We start from the raw sequence: 16053 nt of genomic DNA, 5'->3' as shown, positions 1-16053 counted from the left end.
TCCGGCATCACGCCCCACCCCCATGCCCACCAAGCTCCGCGATGGTCTGGCCATCGGCCTTTTCGTCGTTCTGGCCGGGTACGTGGGATTCAGTGGTATTCGCCTCGGCCTTTTGTTGATCGAGCGCTTCGCTTGAGCCGATCACTGCAAAGATTGCACTCACCTGTTTGATCCCAATGCCTGCAGACCCCCTCACTGATGCCGTCAGCACACGGATCTGCAAACACATGAACGACGACCATGCCGAAGCGGTGCTCGCCTACGCCAAGCACTACGGCGGCGTCAGCAATCCCGCTGCAGCGCGCATGGTGTCTGTAAAAGCAGAAACCATGGAACTGGAGGTGGATGGCGCCAGCGTCAGCATTGCCTTTGATCACACCCTCACCGACAGCGAAGACGCCCACCGCACCTTGGTGGCCATGCTGCGGGCGATGCCCAAAGAAGGCGCTTGATCTCGGAGGGATTCAGCCCAACAGGGGAACGCTCGTTGCAGCGACCCACCTGCTGTGCATCGCGCGCTCCTGAGCTTTGCCCAAACCCTTCTGATCGAGCCCCGCTGCCCGATCTGCGATGGACCTTGGGACAGCCCACTGCCGCCGACGGCTCCCTGCACCACGTGCCTCGATGCCCTTGCTCTCCCTTGTGAGGGGCTCAAGGGCTTGCTGCCCTTGCCGTGGTGCGCTCTCGGGCCTTACGCAGGCCACTTGCGCCAGCTGCTGCTGAAGCTGCGTCAACAGCACCAAGGCAAAGCGCTTGCGGCCTTGGTTGAGCTGCTGCCTGAGCGCTTCACCCTGCCTGCAACAGCCGTGCTGGTGCCGATTCCAAGCTGGAAGCAGCAACGATCCAACCCCCTGCCGCAGCGCATGGCCCTGGGATTGGGCCGGCCGACGGCAGAGCTGCTGCAGCGCACCCGTGCCGGGTTGAGCCAACACCATCTGAACAGACGCCAACGCCAAACCAACCTGATCGGGGCGTTCCAGGCCTTCCCCATGGACAATCAAGGACCCCACAGCTCGGTCTGGCTCGTTGACGACATCCTCACGACCGGGTCCACCGCTTTGGCTGCCCGTCAGGCCCTTGAAGCTGCTGGCCACCGCGTGGCTGGATTGATCTGCCTGGGACGAACCCCCGCAAGGGAGCGCAGGCGGTGATTTAAGATTCCGATGTCGCTTCGGCGGCGCGCCGGGATAGCTCAGTTGGTAGAGCAGGCGACTGAAAATCGCCGTGTCCCCAGTTCAAATCTGGGTCCTGGCATTTCCCGAAAACGCCTTAAAAGGCACGTGAAAGCACCATATCTGATGTTGTTACGTGCCTTTTTAGTGCCTCAAGCACCCAATTGGATTTTGCCGAAACGGTAGGGGAGCAGCAGGGGAGCACGTCCTTTCGGTCGGGCGGGGAAAGGTCCCCAGATTTCCCCTACCCAAGGGCAAAAAAAGACCCCTGGAGTGCCAACCCACCCCAGAGGTCCCGCCCTCTCGTTCTTCTCCCCATCACCTTCCTCCTGGTGCTCTCCCGTGAGGAGTAGGAGAACCGTCAGAAGAGGTAGTGGCGACCGTTCATGGTTCGGTCCCCCGTAAGCATTGAGAAAGGGGACGGTCAGACACAGATTCCCCAACGACCCGTGCTGTTCGTTGCGAACACCTGTGAAGTTGTTTGTGCTTTGGGTGCTCCATTTCCTATCTCCACCAAGCATGTGGAGCAACTCCCCTTCCAGGCATGAACTCCCACTGCTACATGCTTTTGGAAGGTCAGAAGGTCTCTTTGGGAGTCCACCCCGATGCCGTTATTACTGCGGACTACTCCCTACCTGACGGCACATCAGTCCATGTGATTGTCGGGGAAGAGGAGCAAGACAAGTTGTTTGCTCTACAAGGAATCCTTGATGAGGAGGAGTGATTCCCTTGCCTAAGGACTCTTAAGGAGGAGCAGGAGAACCGTCAGAAGAGGTGGTGAGGACCGTTCATGGTTCGGTCGCCCGCAAGCAATAAAAAAGGCGGCAGGGAATGCCGCCACTAAAGGGGACGTATGCGTCGAAGGTGCTGTCGTTCCAGCGAAAACACCCTCTTAAAACCAACGGCGGTGCCGTGGGCGCCGTTTACGAACTGCCAAAAAAAAGGAGGGTCCCTAATCCCTCCCCGTACGACGCATCGTCCCCTCACCGAAGGGAACGAACCGAAGATGACGGAATAAATACCTACGGGTCGTCGCCGTCACGACAAAAAGTCCCTGGCGTGAGGCAACCAAGAAAAAGGAGGGTTCCCTAGTCCCTCCCTCGATGACGCATTCACCCTTCCGAAGAAGGTTGAACGGATGCTCGCCCCGCTACGGACCTGCTGCCATCCGTAGAAGAGCGCATTTGAAAGGGGGGCAAGCGGTGCCCCCCTGAAGGTCGTTGAGACCTGGTTTTACTGCTTCAGCGGTCTCTGACCTCATCCCTATTCTAAGGCGGGTCAGAGCACCTGGGCATGAGCGGAACTACCGCTTTATGTATCCCCTAAGGCACACAGTCATTCGCCCAGAGCAGGACCTCTGGAGAACTCTGAATAGAGCGCCGATGCTTCATCGGGCATCCCGCCATCCCAAAGCGTTTGCGTCCTCTCCAGCAACCAAGTCCCCGCTTCACTCCAAAGTTCCCGCTGGAAGGTTGATTTGAGGTGGTTGGCGTCTCTGTAAGACATGGCGGGGCAACACCTTTTTGAGGTTGTAGGCACCCGCCATATGGGTAGCGGCAGCAATTTTTACTGGATTGGGATTTAGGTGGCGGAGACACCTTCAGGGTTCGACAGTCGCACCCCATAAGGGAGTCGTCTTCTTCCATCCCTGGGTCTGGAGTGACTTCCACAACTGCTCTGCGGCATCTTTCCTCAGATACCGACGCTCCTTGAGCAGTGGTGGTCCTTCAGGCATTGATCGCCCTCGGTCAATGAAGACCTTCGGATCTCTGACCCAAGCGGAGTTGTCCCTGTGGAAGCGCCAGACCCAATGGTCATTGGCGTCGATCAACCAACCCTCTGCCATGAACCCTCCGTTAGTAGTACATCTGTTTTAGTCACGGATGACCGGGCTTGGTCAAGCGCGAAAACGGAAGAAGTCCTGATGGGTGTCGAAACTTACAAGTTCCGACAGATCAGACGAAAAACCATCACAACTACGTTCTTACCCTGTCGAAATACCCTGTCGAATTGCTCTATAATTTCAGCAGAGATTCGACAGGGCAGTCATGGCGATCTGGGGTTACTGGAGGACCAGCACTACTGAGCAGGACAGCGAGCGGCAGCAGAAGTCGCTGAAGGAAGCAGGGTGCGATCGGATTTACGGGGACCAGATCACTGGAACCTCCGCTTATGGAGATCGACCTGAACTGAGCAAGTGCCTGGACGGTCTCCGTGATGGGGACACCCTGGTGATCCACGAACTGGATCGTCTTGGGCGCTCAATGGTCGAAATGCTTGTTCAGGTCAACGGTCTGATCGAACGCGGGGTGGCGATCAAGACCCTGGATGGACGCCTGGACACTGCCTCGATGCCTGAGGAGTTGGTGAAGTTGGTGGTGGGCGTAATGGGTTACGCCGCTGAAATGGAACTCAAGGGCATCAAAAAACGCACTGCCGAAGGCAGAGAAGTCGCCAAGAACAGAGGGGTGAAGTTCGGCAGGAAGAGGAACTACACGCCACAACAGGCGGCAGCAGTGGTGGAGATGCGCCAGAGAGGAGATGGATACGGAACCATCGCGTCAGTAATGGGGATGACGACATCGATGGTTCGTCGGATCATTCAGCAACAGGAAGAGGTGCCGTGCTGAAGATTCTTTTGGGTGTTGGTCTGGGGTTCCTCCTCTTCACCAACCAAGACGCGAGGCAGATAACTGCTGACCTACTCAGGGCAACTGGTGATGCCATTGCTCCTGCCGATGAGGACAGGACGCTCGAAGACCGAATCAACGAGGTGCTGGCAGGTGACTAGTCGCCCCACTCCTCAACGACTTTTTTTTGCCTTAGGCGGCAGTTCGTACAAGTCACCTCATCAAGGGCAAACGATGAAGGCAACTGCAATGCCCTACCGCAGATCACACATTGCGTACTACTGAAGGGATGTGCGTGATCACCTTCTCTCCAGTGCCCATCCCTCATTAACCAAAAGATGCGGCGCTCAGTCTTCGCCTGACGACCGGAAGGATCTGTGCCTCAGAGCACCATCAGAGCAAATCTTGGCGTTAAGAGTTTCTGTGGAAAAAGGTGTGGAGAAGTGTAAAGAACGTTGTAGTGGGGGTTACAACTTACGTACTGAGCATCCCAAGAGGGCAGCGAATGAGGGCGTTACTCCTTCTGCTTCTGTCAGCGATGCCTGCGAGTGCAGTACCACTGCCCTTGGTCTGCGAAGTAATCAGCGAAGAGGTCCCCACCATTTCCATTCGATTGGAAGAGCGAACCCCTACTGCACTTCGAGGAGTTCTGATCCAGGACGACAAACGACTTGGAATATTTATGTCCAGCAAACCCAAGCAATACCGCCAAACCACTTGGTCGTTCTTCACCCAGGACGCCGCCAATTCAGGCACTGCTCTGCTGTTTGAGAACGACCTTGTATGGAACCCACACAAGCGAGTCCCCAAACCCCAGGACGTCAATCGAGTGATTTTTGTTGGGTTAGACAATGCGCTCTTTTTTTGGCGAACAGAGGAGTTCGCTCCAAATCGAGAACTCCTGAAAGCAGCGGCGGGGTTCTGGACCATCTCTGCGCAATGCCTGGGTGGTCGGGTTCTGCGCGGTTAAAACCATCCCCAACCAGTTCGGTATCGCAAGGACACTCAATTCAGCATTTCTTCCATGAATCTTCGGGGAGCATTGGCACAACAGGGATCTCACGTCCTTAGGTTGCGCACATAGTTGCCTTACCCCTCATGTGCCCGCCTGACCTTTCCAGTCTCAAGTGGGGCGATGACGGTGATTTGTCCCCTCACGACACCCTGAACCTGGTGGAGAGATTGACCAGAGCAGAAAAGGAGTCAAAAGGGGCAGACGGAACGACTATGAACTCCAGTCCCCTGCCTCTGGATTCAGACTCCGCGGATATTCCCTGACACCCGAGGGACCAATGGACGCAGCGCAAACCGAAGAAACCATCCGCTCTCTCCTAACCGACTTGAAGGAGGACAAGGTGGAGTCACTCCTGGTTCAGTGCGCTGACTGGGGGATCAACGTACGGATGTTCCTGAACGGAGACGTCGTCGAACTGGATTTAATGAAGAACTACGAGGGGTATGAGGTGACCTTTGTTGATAACAGGGACAAACAACCTGCTCAGATAGACGAATTATCAGACCTAATCCAACTCCTTCAGATCTCTTAAATTCAACATTGGGAGTGGTCCAATACCTCTTATGAATGCACCTCCTCTGGAGGCAGCACAGGACCCAAAATTAAGCAGAAGAAACCGATCATATCCATCCCAAAGATTAGATCCATAGGTAAATCTTCCTTTATCCTCATTTACTTGCTTTTCTTCTCTCAGCAGATACTCTTCCGTGAAATCAGAAGGACTTTTATGTCTGGAGGATCAGGGTTTAACCCCTCACCTGAACAACTCCAAGCAATTATCGACACTGGAATCTGGTGGAATCACAAGGTCCAAGAACTCAGAGATGCTGAGCGGTTCGAGGATGCGTACGCTCTTCTTCAGGAGTTTGATGTAATTACATCTCGATCACTGGAAGGCAGTGATTAAAAAAGCGCCTACGGCAAATATCGGTGGTGCTTAATCACCAAAGCGTCTGCCCGTAGATCTCCGTGGACCTATCGAAGGTCCTTCTTGTAGTGCGATCCAAATACCTCTTGTGAATGCCATTCATCACTTCCTCTTGGTCTTGTTTGTGTAGGTCTCCTGGATCAGTTCCTTCACCAGGTCATCTGGTTTCATCCGCCAACGCTTCCCGACATCGACAAGCATCTGGTAATGGACATCGCTGACTTTCACTGACTTCGCCATACCCACCTCAAATCAACGCCAAGGTGGATTGCTGACGGCGGTTCCAGAACTCCTTGATTGCCGTCTTATGGAGTTCAGAGCGATCAAGTCCCAGTTCAGAACAAAGTTTGTGCTCAATTGGAACCAAGATTGGTGCTTCTCTCTTGGTATAGGTCATGTTAAATCTCTGACTATTTGGTTTACGCATCATGTTCGTCTGGGGGCAATTAGGCGTTGCGTTGGTGGTTGATTTATTGGGACCTCCTAGTCGTGGTCGGGTTTTCAGTTCTCTTGCAGTCTTAAATGGAGAACCCAACTATATTTATTTGGACATTTAATTCATTCCCCTTCAGGGAATACTCACTTCGTTCATGGTCTCCAGTGTGTTTGCATCCCTTTAGAACCTATTTAGACACACCCTTGAGATCAAAGGTCACAAACCTAGTTATGTATCTAAGAAGTTTGACTAACATCTAACGTAACAATTGAGACATAAAGGACACAAGAACCTAGAAACTCCCCATCAACCTCTACAAAGGTAATTCTACAGGTTAATTAATATCGAGTCAAGTTTTAATTGGCGCCAGAGCGTAATTAAATTAATTGCTCTTAATTCTTCTTTCTGCTGATTAGCGACCACTTTCCTGGAGTGATTGCTGCCCGCGCCTTTGCTGCTGTCTTCTCACGCTGGATAAAGCGCAAATAACGCTCCTCCAGCATCTTTGGCGACGTATGCCCGTTGTCCGCAAAATCCCGGATGTATTGCGTGGTCCCGAGTTCTGGGTAGTCCTCCAAGGTCAACCGGAATGCGGTATGGCGACAGGTAGTCCAATCAATCCCTTTGGTTGAGATTCCTGCCTTCTCACACACCTTCTTGAGAAGGAAGTTGATCGTCTCTCCAACGTTGCTTTCGTTTTCGCTGCCTTCCGTTCTCTTGATGTGGGGAAAGTTCAACCACCCCTGTGGTTTCCTCTTGAGAATGCGGCGGATGTTCTCCAACGCATCTGGTCGGTAGGCATAGGTGTCGTGCTTGTCCCTGTCACCCTTCGTTTTCTCAAGGAAGCAGATGACTTGTGGTTCTCCCGCATCGGTCAGTTGCTCGCTGAACCACTCACTTCTCAACCGAGGAGCATCTTCACTTCGGAGGTAATAGAACCACTCCAAGTGGAGCGCGTCATACAAATCAACCCAGTTGCGTGAGTTCTGACGGTTCGTCGGGGTCCAAGGCAGTTCCCGATATTCCTCCGCCGTCAGAGACCGGCGAGCAGCACCACCAGACAGTTCGGCGGCAACGCGAACCAATTGCTCCCACTCCTGATGGGTGAAGTGCCTCTTCTGACGCACGCTCTTCTTTATCGCAGGGAACTCAGGGCATGACAGAGCGGGAAAATCTGCCTTCGCCTCTTTGAACAGGTTGCGGATAAGGGTCTTGTATTGCCTTCTGGTCTCTTCTCCTGAGTTGCCCTTCGCTTCACAGTTCTCCCTGACGAGACGGAAGAACTCCAAAAAGTCGTTGCTCGTGATCGCCTGAATGCTTTTGACCGTCGCCCAGGGTTGAACGCCTATGCCTGTGGTCCCGTTCCAAAGGTTCCGCTTATCGCTCAACCAACGACTTCGGTTGTTCCGTGGTTCCAGTTCCGCCTTGGCATACCAACGCTCCCAATAGACCGACAGAGCGTGTTGCTTCTCCACTTCCCGCACTTGGGACTGTGAGAGGAGGTCCTGCCACTTCTTTTGAGAGGCAGCAACCGCGACCTTTGCTGCTTCCCAGGGGTCGGTGGTCCCGCAAGTGCCTTCTATATAAATGCGCTTTCCCCGCCCCCGATTGGTTTTGCCAGCAAACGGACGAGGGTCATCTGCTTTCTCCGGCAGGAAGCGCCACTGGAGGTTCTTGGTCTTTCTGCTGTTCGCGCTGGGTTTCTGACGGACGATCGATAGAGAGGTGTGGGGGATGTTCCCTTTGCCCCCCAGGTCGCGCACCACGTTGAGGGTGTGAAGGGTGCCGTCTATCCATTCCTGTGGCAGCGACCGTCCCATAGAGTTCCCCTACCGAAACACCTTCCAGGAGTGGTTCGGACCTACCGCAAATCATCCCGATGGTATGGGAGCGGTATGGGAGCAGCAAGCAAAAACGCCCAAAAAGGGCATTTTTAGTATCGCTGCTATACAGATTGAGCGCTTAAAGGGGCAAATTGTCGCAACGCCCCCAGTTCAAATCTGGGTCCTGGCATCACATTGATGCCAAAACTGCCGTGTCATTCATCTCTCCAGATGCAGGCACAGATCGGGTTTTCGATAACGCGGACAGTTTTGCCATGGTGTTTGACCGCACCTGGAAGCAACTGCGAAGCAGCAACAAGGCTGAACTCAGCCAGGAAGAGCATCTCGAAGCCGTGCTCGAGGCGATGGCTGATCACCCCTTCCTGATCAGTTCCCCAGACATGGCACGCCAGGTGGCTGCCTTCCGGATCAGGTTGCTGGAACTGGCCTGATCAGGCGGAGAGCAAATCGATCTGGGGATCATCCACATATTCCGTGTCATCGCTGAGGGGCTCATCACTGAAGGCCTCATCCTCGACTCGGTCGTCATCTATCCCCCCCATCTCCATTTCAGGAGCTTCTGGAGTGTCGTGATCGTGCTCTGCTGAGGCCTCCTCGGCGTGGGAATCAGCGTGAAGCTCCACCACCTCGCCTGGGCTCAGACGATCCCGAAGCATCCGCACCTTTTCTTCGCTGGCCAGGAGCAGTTCACCGGCGTCATCACTGACCGCGGCGATCTCCGCATCTTCCAGCTGCTGGCCCTCAACGGCGACCAACCGCGTCTCCAGCTCCATCAACCGATCCGCCAGCGTTTCCACCACCTCACTGAGACTGAGCAGATGGGTGCACAGCTGTTGCTCGAACGCGGTGCGCGGGGAGGTGGTGGTCACCGGGCTGGCCTCGTGTTGAGAAATTTCGCTGATGGTATCGATGCTGAGCTTCGTGTCCACGGCTCTGGGAAAAGCCACGACTGGCCTACATTCCCCAGGGCTTTCGAGCGGTTGAAGAGATGTCCAGGCTGAAGACGGGGCTGAAGGTCAGCGCCTGGATCGCCATCTTCATTGTTGCCGTCGTTTATCTGCAGCGATACGGCATCGCACCGCTGCAAAGCGCCGTGAATGACATGGGCATCTGGGCCCCACTCGGCCTGTTCCTGCTGCGGGGCGTGAGCATCATCCTGCCAGCGCTGCCCAGTTCGGTGTATTCCCTCCTGGCCGGCTCGCTGCTGGGCTTCAAAGCGGGCTACCTCACGATCATCCTTTCGGACCTGGTGTTCTGCAGCGCGGCTTTCTTCATTGCCCGCCGCTGGGGACGCGGACCGGTGAGCCGTCTGGTGGGGGCAAGCGCGATGAAACGCATCGATGGCTTCAGCAAGAACCAGCTTGAGGGCAACTTCTTCTTGATGACAGGCCTGCTGATGACCGGGCTGTTTGATTTCCTCAGCTATGCGATCGGAATCAGCCGCACCCACTGGCGTCTATTCGCTCCGGCACTGCTGATCAGCGTGCTGATCAGCGATTCGATCCTCGTGGCCGTCGGAGCAGGCGCCGCTCAGGGCGCCAGCCTTACCTTGGGCTTGGCTCTGCTGGCAATGTTTGCTCTAGCCACCATCACCGGTGTGCTGAAAAAGAAATCCTCAGAGGCGCCCTCCAACACCCACTCCTGACAGGAGCCCTGGGGGATGACAGCCGATCCATGTCGATTCCCACGAACCGCTGACTGGGTCGAGGAAATTCCTGGACACTGGTTACATTCGAGTTGATCGGCGTTTCTCGATGAGCGCACTGGCAGATCCGAGAATTGCCACCCTGCAGAACCAGGCCGGCAGCAGCGGTGAGCTGGATCTACCGGTGGGAGACGGTTGTTTTCGGATCAACCTCCGAGATGAAAACATCGCGCTCTGGCAGGAGACATTTGATCAACACACCACGGCGGCCAACCTTCTGCTGGCTTGCGAAGAAAGCAATGGAGACCTCAAGGACACCCGCCTGACCTGGGTGGTGGGATCTGCCATCCGCACAGCGACGGCATCAAGCCCAGACGCCGTCGGCTGGCTGTTAACGCAGTTGGGGGTACCAACTGAACTCACGGAAGCAGCCATCAGCCGTTGTCCTGGCCTGGGGGACGACCTGGTGTGGGCTTTTTACCTGGAACGCCACGGCTGGCTGATTGCCACACCGGTGGCCAGCGTTAAACCTTGAACCTTCAAAACACCGACTTCAAAACCCTGGTGCAGACCGCCCAGGTTCAAGGGCTGAGCCTCAACCAAGATTTGCCGCAGGCCACACGCCGCATTCTTGAGCGTGCTGATCAAGCCCAACGCCAGCTCACGAGTGAGGAGCTCGCCACGATCTGCCAGGCCTCCGGCATTGATCAGTCGCTCCCCAGCAGCCTGATCCAACGATCGGATCACCTGGTGAACCAGGCCCGGGCACAGCTGCTTGCAACCCAACCGCATCTGGTGCAACCGGGCGGAGCTCTTCACCCTCAGGACAGGGCAGAGGCCTGCTGGCGGGACTGCTGGAACTTTCTACGCGTGGTCATCTACGCGGTGGCCTGCAACCAGAGCTGCTTTACAAACCCGAGCGGCATGGCCGCCCTGAGAGAGCTGTACAGACGAATGAACGTGCCCATCGAGGGGATGAACATCGCCCTCGTTCAGCTCAAAAAGCTTGGGCTGGAAGGGGTCTCACGATCGAACGAACAGCAGCTGATCAGCGACTGCTTCCAACACCTGAGAGATCAGCTCAACAAAACTGCAGTTAAGAGCTGATAAGCGGCTGGCCTGAAAACGGTTTGTTCAAGGGAAGATTTCCGGCAAGTATTTCTACTCACGGCGCACGCCATGGCCATCCCGCTCCTTGGGTACCCGCTCAGCACGCAGAACGGTCGGGTGAGCAATCTCGCCGGAGACAACAGCACCGTTCAGAGCCAGCTCTATCCCTCCTCTGCTGCAGGTGACGACACCAACCGCAGCGACATGGATGCCGTGATCGAACAGGCCTACCGCCAGGTCTTCTTCCATGCAATGCGCAGTGATCGCGAACCATTCCTGGAATCACAACTCCGCAGCGGCAACATCACGGTGCGGGATTTCATCCGAGGCCTGCTGCTCTCGGAACGCTTCCAGCAGGGCTATTACCAGTGCAGCTCCAACTACCGGATGGTGGATCAGGTGGTGGGACGGGTGCTCGGCCGCCCGACCCATGGCGACGCCGAACGCCGCGCCTGGTCGATCGTGATCGGCGAAAAGGGCTTCACAGCCTTTGTCGACGCGGTGCTCGACAGCCCTGAATACATGGAGAGCTTCGGCTACGACCTGGTTCCTCAGCAACGCTCGCGGGTGTTGCCGGGTCGATCCCTGGGCGAGACCCCGATTTACCAGCAATTCCCGCGCTACGGGGCCGACTGGCGCGATGCCTTGCAGGATCGAGCTCCCAGCGACCAGGCCGCTCAGATGCAGCAGCTGGAGATGTCATCGGCCTGGGTCAATGGCCAACCTCCTGCCTTCGCCCTCAAGCTCTGGCTGGGCCTGGCTGTTGTCGGCGGATTCGAGCTGGGCCGTGTGGTCCTTACCATCGCCTTCTCGATGCTTCGCAGCTGATTTCCTTGACGGCGCTTTCCACCCCCCTGAATCTGGACAGCTGGCAGCCGCCGGAACAAACCCTGGCCTCAGGGTCCCTGGATGGCGCGGTTGATGCCCGGGGCGCCGATTGGAGGGGGGTGACCGTTGAAAAGGGCGACCTGCGGGGCGCCAACCTCTGTCGCGCTGATCTCAGGGGCGCCGACCTCTCCAGCTGCCAGCTGGAAGGAGCCGACCTGCGCCTGGCGCGCTACGACGCCAGCACCCGCGTGCCGGAGGGCTTTGATCTGCTCAGCAGCGGGGCCGTTGGCCCCAAAGCCAAGCTGAGTGGCGTCTTCTTGAACAGCACCGATCTGCGGGGGATGGATCTACGCGGTGCCGTGCTGATGGGGGCCTATCTGAGTGGGGCTGACCTGAGTGGCGCCCTGCTGGACAACGTTCGCCTGGTGGGATCGGATCTCCGCCACGCGATCCTGCGAGGCGCCATGTGCCGTGGGGCCCGCTTTGGCACATGCCAGCTGGATTTCACCGACTTTCGTGGTGCTGACCTCTCCGAGGCAGGCCTGGAGAGCGCGGAATCGATCAAAGGCGCCGATTTCTCGCTCACGACTGGGCTGAGCGGGCAGCGTGATGCGCTTCTGGCCCGCTCCTTCGAAGAACTCGACTGTTGGAACGCCCTGACGCGGAGCACGACCCGCGACAGCCTCGAATCCCTGTCCTGAAGCGGATTACGCCGATCCACCACCCGAACACCAGGGACCGAATCGTCATGTCACGCAACATTCGGACACATTTGATTGAGCTTTATAAAGAACCCGTTCCAGGCCACCACTTCTGAATGACCATGGCGTGACGCACACGTCAGGTTGTCCATGCCCTTCGGTCCTGCCTCTCTTCTCGGGGTCGAGCGTTTCTCGCAAGAGAGCGAAGCTCCTCTTGAACTCATCCCTGGTGATGACGACGCCAAGAAGGAACAAATCATCCGCGCCGTCTACAAGCAGGTGCTGGGAAATGCCTACGTGATGGAGAGCGAGCGACAGCTCGTCGCCGAATCCCAGTTCAAGCTGGGTGAGATCAGCGTGAGAGAGCTGGTGCGCCGCATCGCCAAGAGCGAGCTGTACCGCGATCGCTTCTTCGACGCCTGCTCCCGCTACCGCTACATCGAGCTGGCCTTCCGCCACCTGCTGGGTCGCGCCCCGGTGGACTTCGATGAGATGCGTGCTCACGCCGAACGGCTCGACAGCCACGGCTACGAAGCCGACATCGACAGCTTCTTGGATTGCTCCGACTACCAGGACACGTTCGGCGAATGGACCGTTCCCTTCCAGCGGGGCTGGAAGACCGAATCCTGCACCACCCTGCAGGAATTCACCTGGAGCTTCCAGCTTCTGCGCGGTAACAGCAGCAGCAGCCTGAAAGGCGATCTTTCCGGGATCAGCAGCAAGCTCGGCGGCAACGCCTACCAGAACCGTCCGATGGCGGTGGTTCCCCCCTCCTCCATCGAAGCCACCGGCTGGAGCTTCCGTCCCTCCAAGAACCTGCAGGACGCCCCCACCCGCCATGGCGTGGGTGCAGGCGAACAGGGCAAGACCTACAGGGTGGAAGTCACCGGCTACAGCGCCAACAACGTGCGCCGGATCTCCCGCTACACCCGCTCCAACCGGGTGTACTTCGTGCCCTTCGACAAGCTCTCTGAGCAGTTCAAACGCATCCATGCCGAAGGCGGCAAGATCGCCAGCATCACTCCCGTGAACTGACGCTGCTTCCTGTTCAGCAGGCGGGTGCAAGCGCGTTCGCGCATGACGCCAGCACACCGCCTCTGATCAAACCGCATTCGGCAACACCTTCCCTCCCCTCACCTCCCCCCTCCCAATGTCTGCCTCACAAGGCTTCGGCGCCGCTTCCCTCAACGATGCTCCCGTCTCCTTCAGCCGGACCCGCAACGCATCTGCCAAAGCGGCCCTGAGCAACGGTGAATTCCTGCGCCAATCCTGCGCTTCGATGAAGATCGCCATCGGGCCTCGCAATCATGAGGATTGCCCCCATGGCGTGACTGCTCAGCGCTACGCACCGGACGACTCCGCAGCCCTGGCCACAGCCATCAGTGCTGCCTACCGCCAGGTTTACGGCAACGCCCATGTGATGGACAACGAGCGTTCCGCTGAGCTGGAAGCCCGTTATGGCAATGGCGAGCTCAGCACCCGCGATTTCGTTCGCGGCCTGGCCAAAACCTCCTTCTACAAAGCCCGCTTTTTCGAGGGTGTTGCGCCTCAGCGCGGCATCGAACTGAACCTCAAGCACCTGCTGGGCCGGCCACCCGTGGATCAGGCCGAGATGTCGGCTCACATTTCACTGCTGGCGAGTGGTGGCCACGAGGCCGTGATCGATTTCATCGTCGATGGGGCTGAATACGCGGAAGTGTTCGGTGACGACGTGGTGCCTTACACCCGCTCGTTCACGTCCGCCGCTGGCATCCCCAACAACAGCTTCGCCCGCATGGCGACGCTCGAGCGCGGCTTCGCCATCAGCGACAGCGCCGTCGGCAGCCGCAGCCAGCTTGCCAATGGCTTGGCACGCAACACCACGGCCTACATCCAGCTGCCTTCCGGAGCCAGCTTCACCGGCGGCGCTCAGCCCAGCGGCCTGGGCAGCAATGCGCAATTCGCTGCCAAGAAGCGGACCAGCAGTGATGGTGGAGATTCCACCCCGATCCGCAACGACGCTTACGTCGGTTTCGGCCTGGGTCAACGGGAACAGGAAGTGTTCCAGCGCTGCCCGGGTGACACCGCCGATCAGATCAATGGTCTGATTCGCGCCACCTACCGCCAGGTGATGGGCAACCCCCATCTGATGGAGTCCGAACGGGCGATGTCGGCTGAGAGCCGTTTCGCCGAGGGCTATCTGAGCACCAGAGAGCTAGTACGCGCCATCGCTCTCTCCCCCGAGTACAGCCGCCGTTTCTTTGAAACGAACGCCCCTTACCGCTTCGTTGAGCTCAACTTCAAGCACTTCCTGGGCCGGGCACCCAAGTCTCAGGCGGAACTGAGTGAGCACATCCAGATCCTGGCCAACGACGGCTACGAGGCAGAGATCAACAGCTACCTCGACAGCGCTGAGTACCAGAACACCTTCGGTGAAGACACGGTGCCCTACATGCGCATCCTCAGCGAACAAGGCAGAGCTCAGGTGGCCTTCAACCGCCACCTCTCCCTGGCAGAAGGCTTCGCAGCCAGCGACTCCGTCCTCAACAGCGCATCCCTGGTCACCTCCGTGGCCACCAACTCCGTCCCCAGTGGCTGGAGAACCACCACGACCCGGACCAACCGGAACGGCGCTGTGGCCGGATCTCCTGCCGCCACCACGAAGCGCTTCCGCATCGTGGTGGAAGCTCAGCCGCGCGGCGGACGCCAGCGCACGCCGAATGCGAGTTATCTCGTCTCCGGTAAGGACATGAGCAGCCAGATGAAGTACATCCACGCCCGCGGCGGCCGGATCGTCTCCATTACCGAAGTGATGTGATGGCGCGGGTCATCACGACCCGCTTCACACCACCCCTTCCCTCAAGGGGCCCATCACCCTCACTCCGGTGCCGGCCCCTTTCGACGCAACTCCCCTCAACCCATGACCACTGCCACCCTGGCCACACCCGCCAACCAAGATCGCAGCCACGCTGAAGACATCATTCGTGCCGTGTACCGGCAGGTCTTCGGCAACCGCCACCTGATGGAGCTGGACGTTCAGCCCTCCATCGAAGCTCTCTTCATCAACGGCGACCTCACTGTTCAGGGTCTGGTCACAGCACTGGCTCAGTCGGAAAGCTACCGGCGGCTGTTCCTTGAGACGAACAACCCCTACCGCTTCGTTGAACTGAACTTCAAGCACCTGCTGGGCCGTCCTCCCCGGGATCAGGCTGAAATCAGTGAGCACGTGCGTCGCCTGGCCGACGAAGGTTTCGAAGCCGAAATCGCCAGCTACACCTACAGCGACGAGTATCTGAACAACTTCGGCATCGACTCGGTTCCCTACGCCCGTACCCAAACGAGCGTGGACGGCGAAAGCACCGTGGCCTACCAGCGCAACCAGGCCATGGATCCTGGCTTCGCTGGCTTCGATGCCAATCAAGCCTCTGTGCTGCAGGTGAGCCTGGCCTCCAATACGAATCCCTCGGCAGCTGGCACCAGAAAAGTGGTGGGCGGCGGCAACAGCTTCACCATCCTCTGGACCTCCCGCGTTCAACTGGGTGCCGTGCGTCGCTCTTCCCAGCGCTCGGTGGTGAGCTACGCCTCCCTGTCCCGCACCATTCAGAGCATCCAGGCTCAGGGCGGGAACATTCTTTCTATTGCGAACGCTTAATCCTTGTGCTGATCCGGCCCTTTCGGCCGGATCAGTCCGTCATGATTGGTGCCTGAAACGTCTGGACCCAATCGGTGAATCCAGGGAGATTTCGTCTCCTGAAACCGCCAGCA

General features: G+C 57.6%; 16 protein-coding genes and 1 tRNA gene. 14 read left to right on the top strand and 3 right to left on the bottom strand.

Annotated features, from left to right (window positions below):
* The first annotated feature begins 176 nt into the window (after positions 1–176).
* From SynM161_RS02250 to SynM161_RS02240, 3 genes are all read left to right on the top strand, one after another.
* Positions 177–452, top strand: a complete 276-nt coding sequence (locus SynM161_RS02250) for a DUF2470 domain-containing protein (protein WP_011363472.1) — start codon at positions 177–179, stop codon at positions 450–452.
* A gap of 54 nt (positions 453–506) precedes the next feature.
* On the top strand, positions 507–1151 hold the full coding sequence (locus tag SynM161_RS02245) for a ComF family protein (RefSeq protein ID WP_255441869.1): 645 nt from the start codon (positions 507–509) through the stop codon (positions 1149–1151).
* A 30-nt stretch (positions 1152–1181) separates the two neighbouring features.
* A tRNA-Phe gene (locus SynM161_RS02240) sits at positions 1182–1254 on the top strand.
* Between the two features lie 1518 nt (positions 1255–2772).
* Here SynM161_RS02240 and SynM161_RS02235 read toward each other — a convergent pair.
* Positions 2773–3018, bottom strand: a complete 246-nt coding sequence (locus SynM161_RS02235; RefSeq protein ID WP_186541861.1) for a DUF1651 domain-containing protein — start codon at positions 3016–3018, stop codon at positions 2773–2775.
* Positions 3019–3220: 202 nt separating this feature from the next.
* Between SynM161_RS02235 and SynM161_RS02230 the strand changes: the two genes are divergently transcribed.
* Both SynM161_RS02230 and SynM161_RS02225 read left to right on the top strand, forming a co-directional pair.
* Positions 3221–3802: a recombinase family protein gene (locus SynM161_RS02230; protein WP_186541860.1), complete on the top strand. Its 582-nt coding sequence runs from the start codon at positions 3221–3223 to the stop codon at positions 3800–3802.
* Between the two features lie 538 nt (positions 3803–4340).
* Entirely contained in the window at positions 4341–4772 is a 432-nt protein-coding gene (locus SynM161_RS02225; protein ID WP_186541859.1) for a hypothetical protein, read from the top strand.
* A gap of 1801 nt (positions 4773–6573) precedes the next feature.
* Here the strand turns inward: SynM161_RS02225 and SynM161_RS02220 are convergent.
* Complete coding sequence (locus SynM161_RS02220; RefSeq protein WP_186541858.1) at positions 6574–8001, bottom strand: hypothetical protein; 1428 nt, start codon at positions 7999–8001, stop codon at positions 6574–6576.
* Between the two features lie 215 nt (positions 8002–8216).
* Between SynM161_RS02220 and SynM161_RS02215 the strand changes: the two genes are divergently transcribed.
* Positions 8217–8456, top strand: a complete 240-nt coding sequence (locus SynM161_RS02215; RefSeq protein ID WP_114987387.1) for a hypothetical protein — start codon at positions 8217–8219, stop codon at positions 8454–8456.
* Here SynM161_RS02215 and SynM161_RS02210 read toward each other — a convergent pair whose 3' ends face one another.
* Positions 8457–8894, bottom strand: a complete 438-nt coding sequence (locus SynM161_RS02210) for a hypothetical protein (protein WP_255441868.1) — start codon at positions 8892–8894, stop codon at positions 8457–8459.
* 119 nt (positions 8895–9013) lie between these two features.
* On the opposite strand from SynM161_RS02210, the gene SynM161_RS02205 reads away from it, so the two are divergent.
* From SynM161_RS02205 to SynM161_RS02170, 8 genes are all read left to right on the top strand, one after another.
* On the top strand, positions 9014–9670 hold the full coding sequence (locus SynM161_RS02205) for a TVP38/TMEM64 family protein (protein ID WP_115010524.1): 657 nt from the start codon (positions 9014–9016) through the stop codon (positions 9668–9670).
* Positions 9671–9779: 109 nt separating this feature from the next.
* Positions 9780–10205 (top strand): hypothetical protein, encoded by a 426-nt coding sequence (locus SynM161_RS02200; RefSeq protein WP_186541856.1) that lies wholly within the window; start codon positions 9780–9782, stop codon positions 10203–10205.
* Positions 10202–10777, top strand: coding sequence for a phycobilisome polypeptide (locus SynM161_RS02195; protein ID WP_186541855.1), 576 nt, complete (start codon positions 10202–10204; stop codon positions 10775–10777). Before SynM161_RS02200 ends, SynM161_RS02195 begins: the two co-directional genes overlap by 4 nt.
* A gap of 72 nt (positions 10778–10849) precedes the next feature.
* Positions 10850–11608: a phycobilisome rod-core linker polypeptide gene (locus tag SynM161_RS02190; protein WP_115010521.1), complete on the top strand. Its 759-nt coding sequence runs from the start codon at positions 10850–10852 to the stop codon at positions 11606–11608.
* Between the two features lie 5 nt (positions 11609–11613).
* Positions 11614–12309: a pentapeptide repeat-containing protein gene (locus SynM161_RS02185; protein ID WP_255441867.1), complete on the top strand. Its 696-nt coding sequence runs from the start codon at positions 11614–11616 to the stop codon at positions 12307–12309.
* A gap of 150 nt (positions 12310–12459) precedes the next feature.
* The gene (locus SynM161_RS02180; protein WP_186541854.1) at positions 12460–13344 is read left to right on the top strand and encodes a phycobilisome linker polypeptide; all 885 of its coding nucleotides are present in this window, start codon (positions 12460–12462) and stop codon (positions 13342–13344) included.
* A gap of 115 nt (positions 13345–13459) precedes the next feature.
* The gene (locus SynM161_RS02175) at positions 13460–15106 is read left to right on the top strand and encodes a phycobilisome rod-core linker polypeptide (protein WP_186541853.1); all 1647 of its coding nucleotides are present in this window, start codon (positions 13460–13462) and stop codon (positions 15104–15106) included.
* Positions 15107–15208: 102 nt separating this feature from the next.
* Positions 15209–15940, top strand: a complete 732-nt coding sequence (locus tag SynM161_RS02170; protein WP_186541852.1) for a phycobilisome rod-core linker polypeptide — start codon at positions 15209–15211, stop codon at positions 15938–15940.
* The last annotated feature ends 113 nt before the right edge of the window (positions 15941–16053 follow it).

The organism is Synechococcus sp. M16.1, from assembly GCF_014279895.1.
GTDB lineage: Bacteria > Cyanobacteriota > Cyanobacteriia > PCC-6307 > Cyanobiaceae > Parasynechococcus.
The sequence above is the reverse complement of the archived record's forward strand: the minus strand, read 5'-3'. Positions and strand labels throughout refer to the sequence as shown.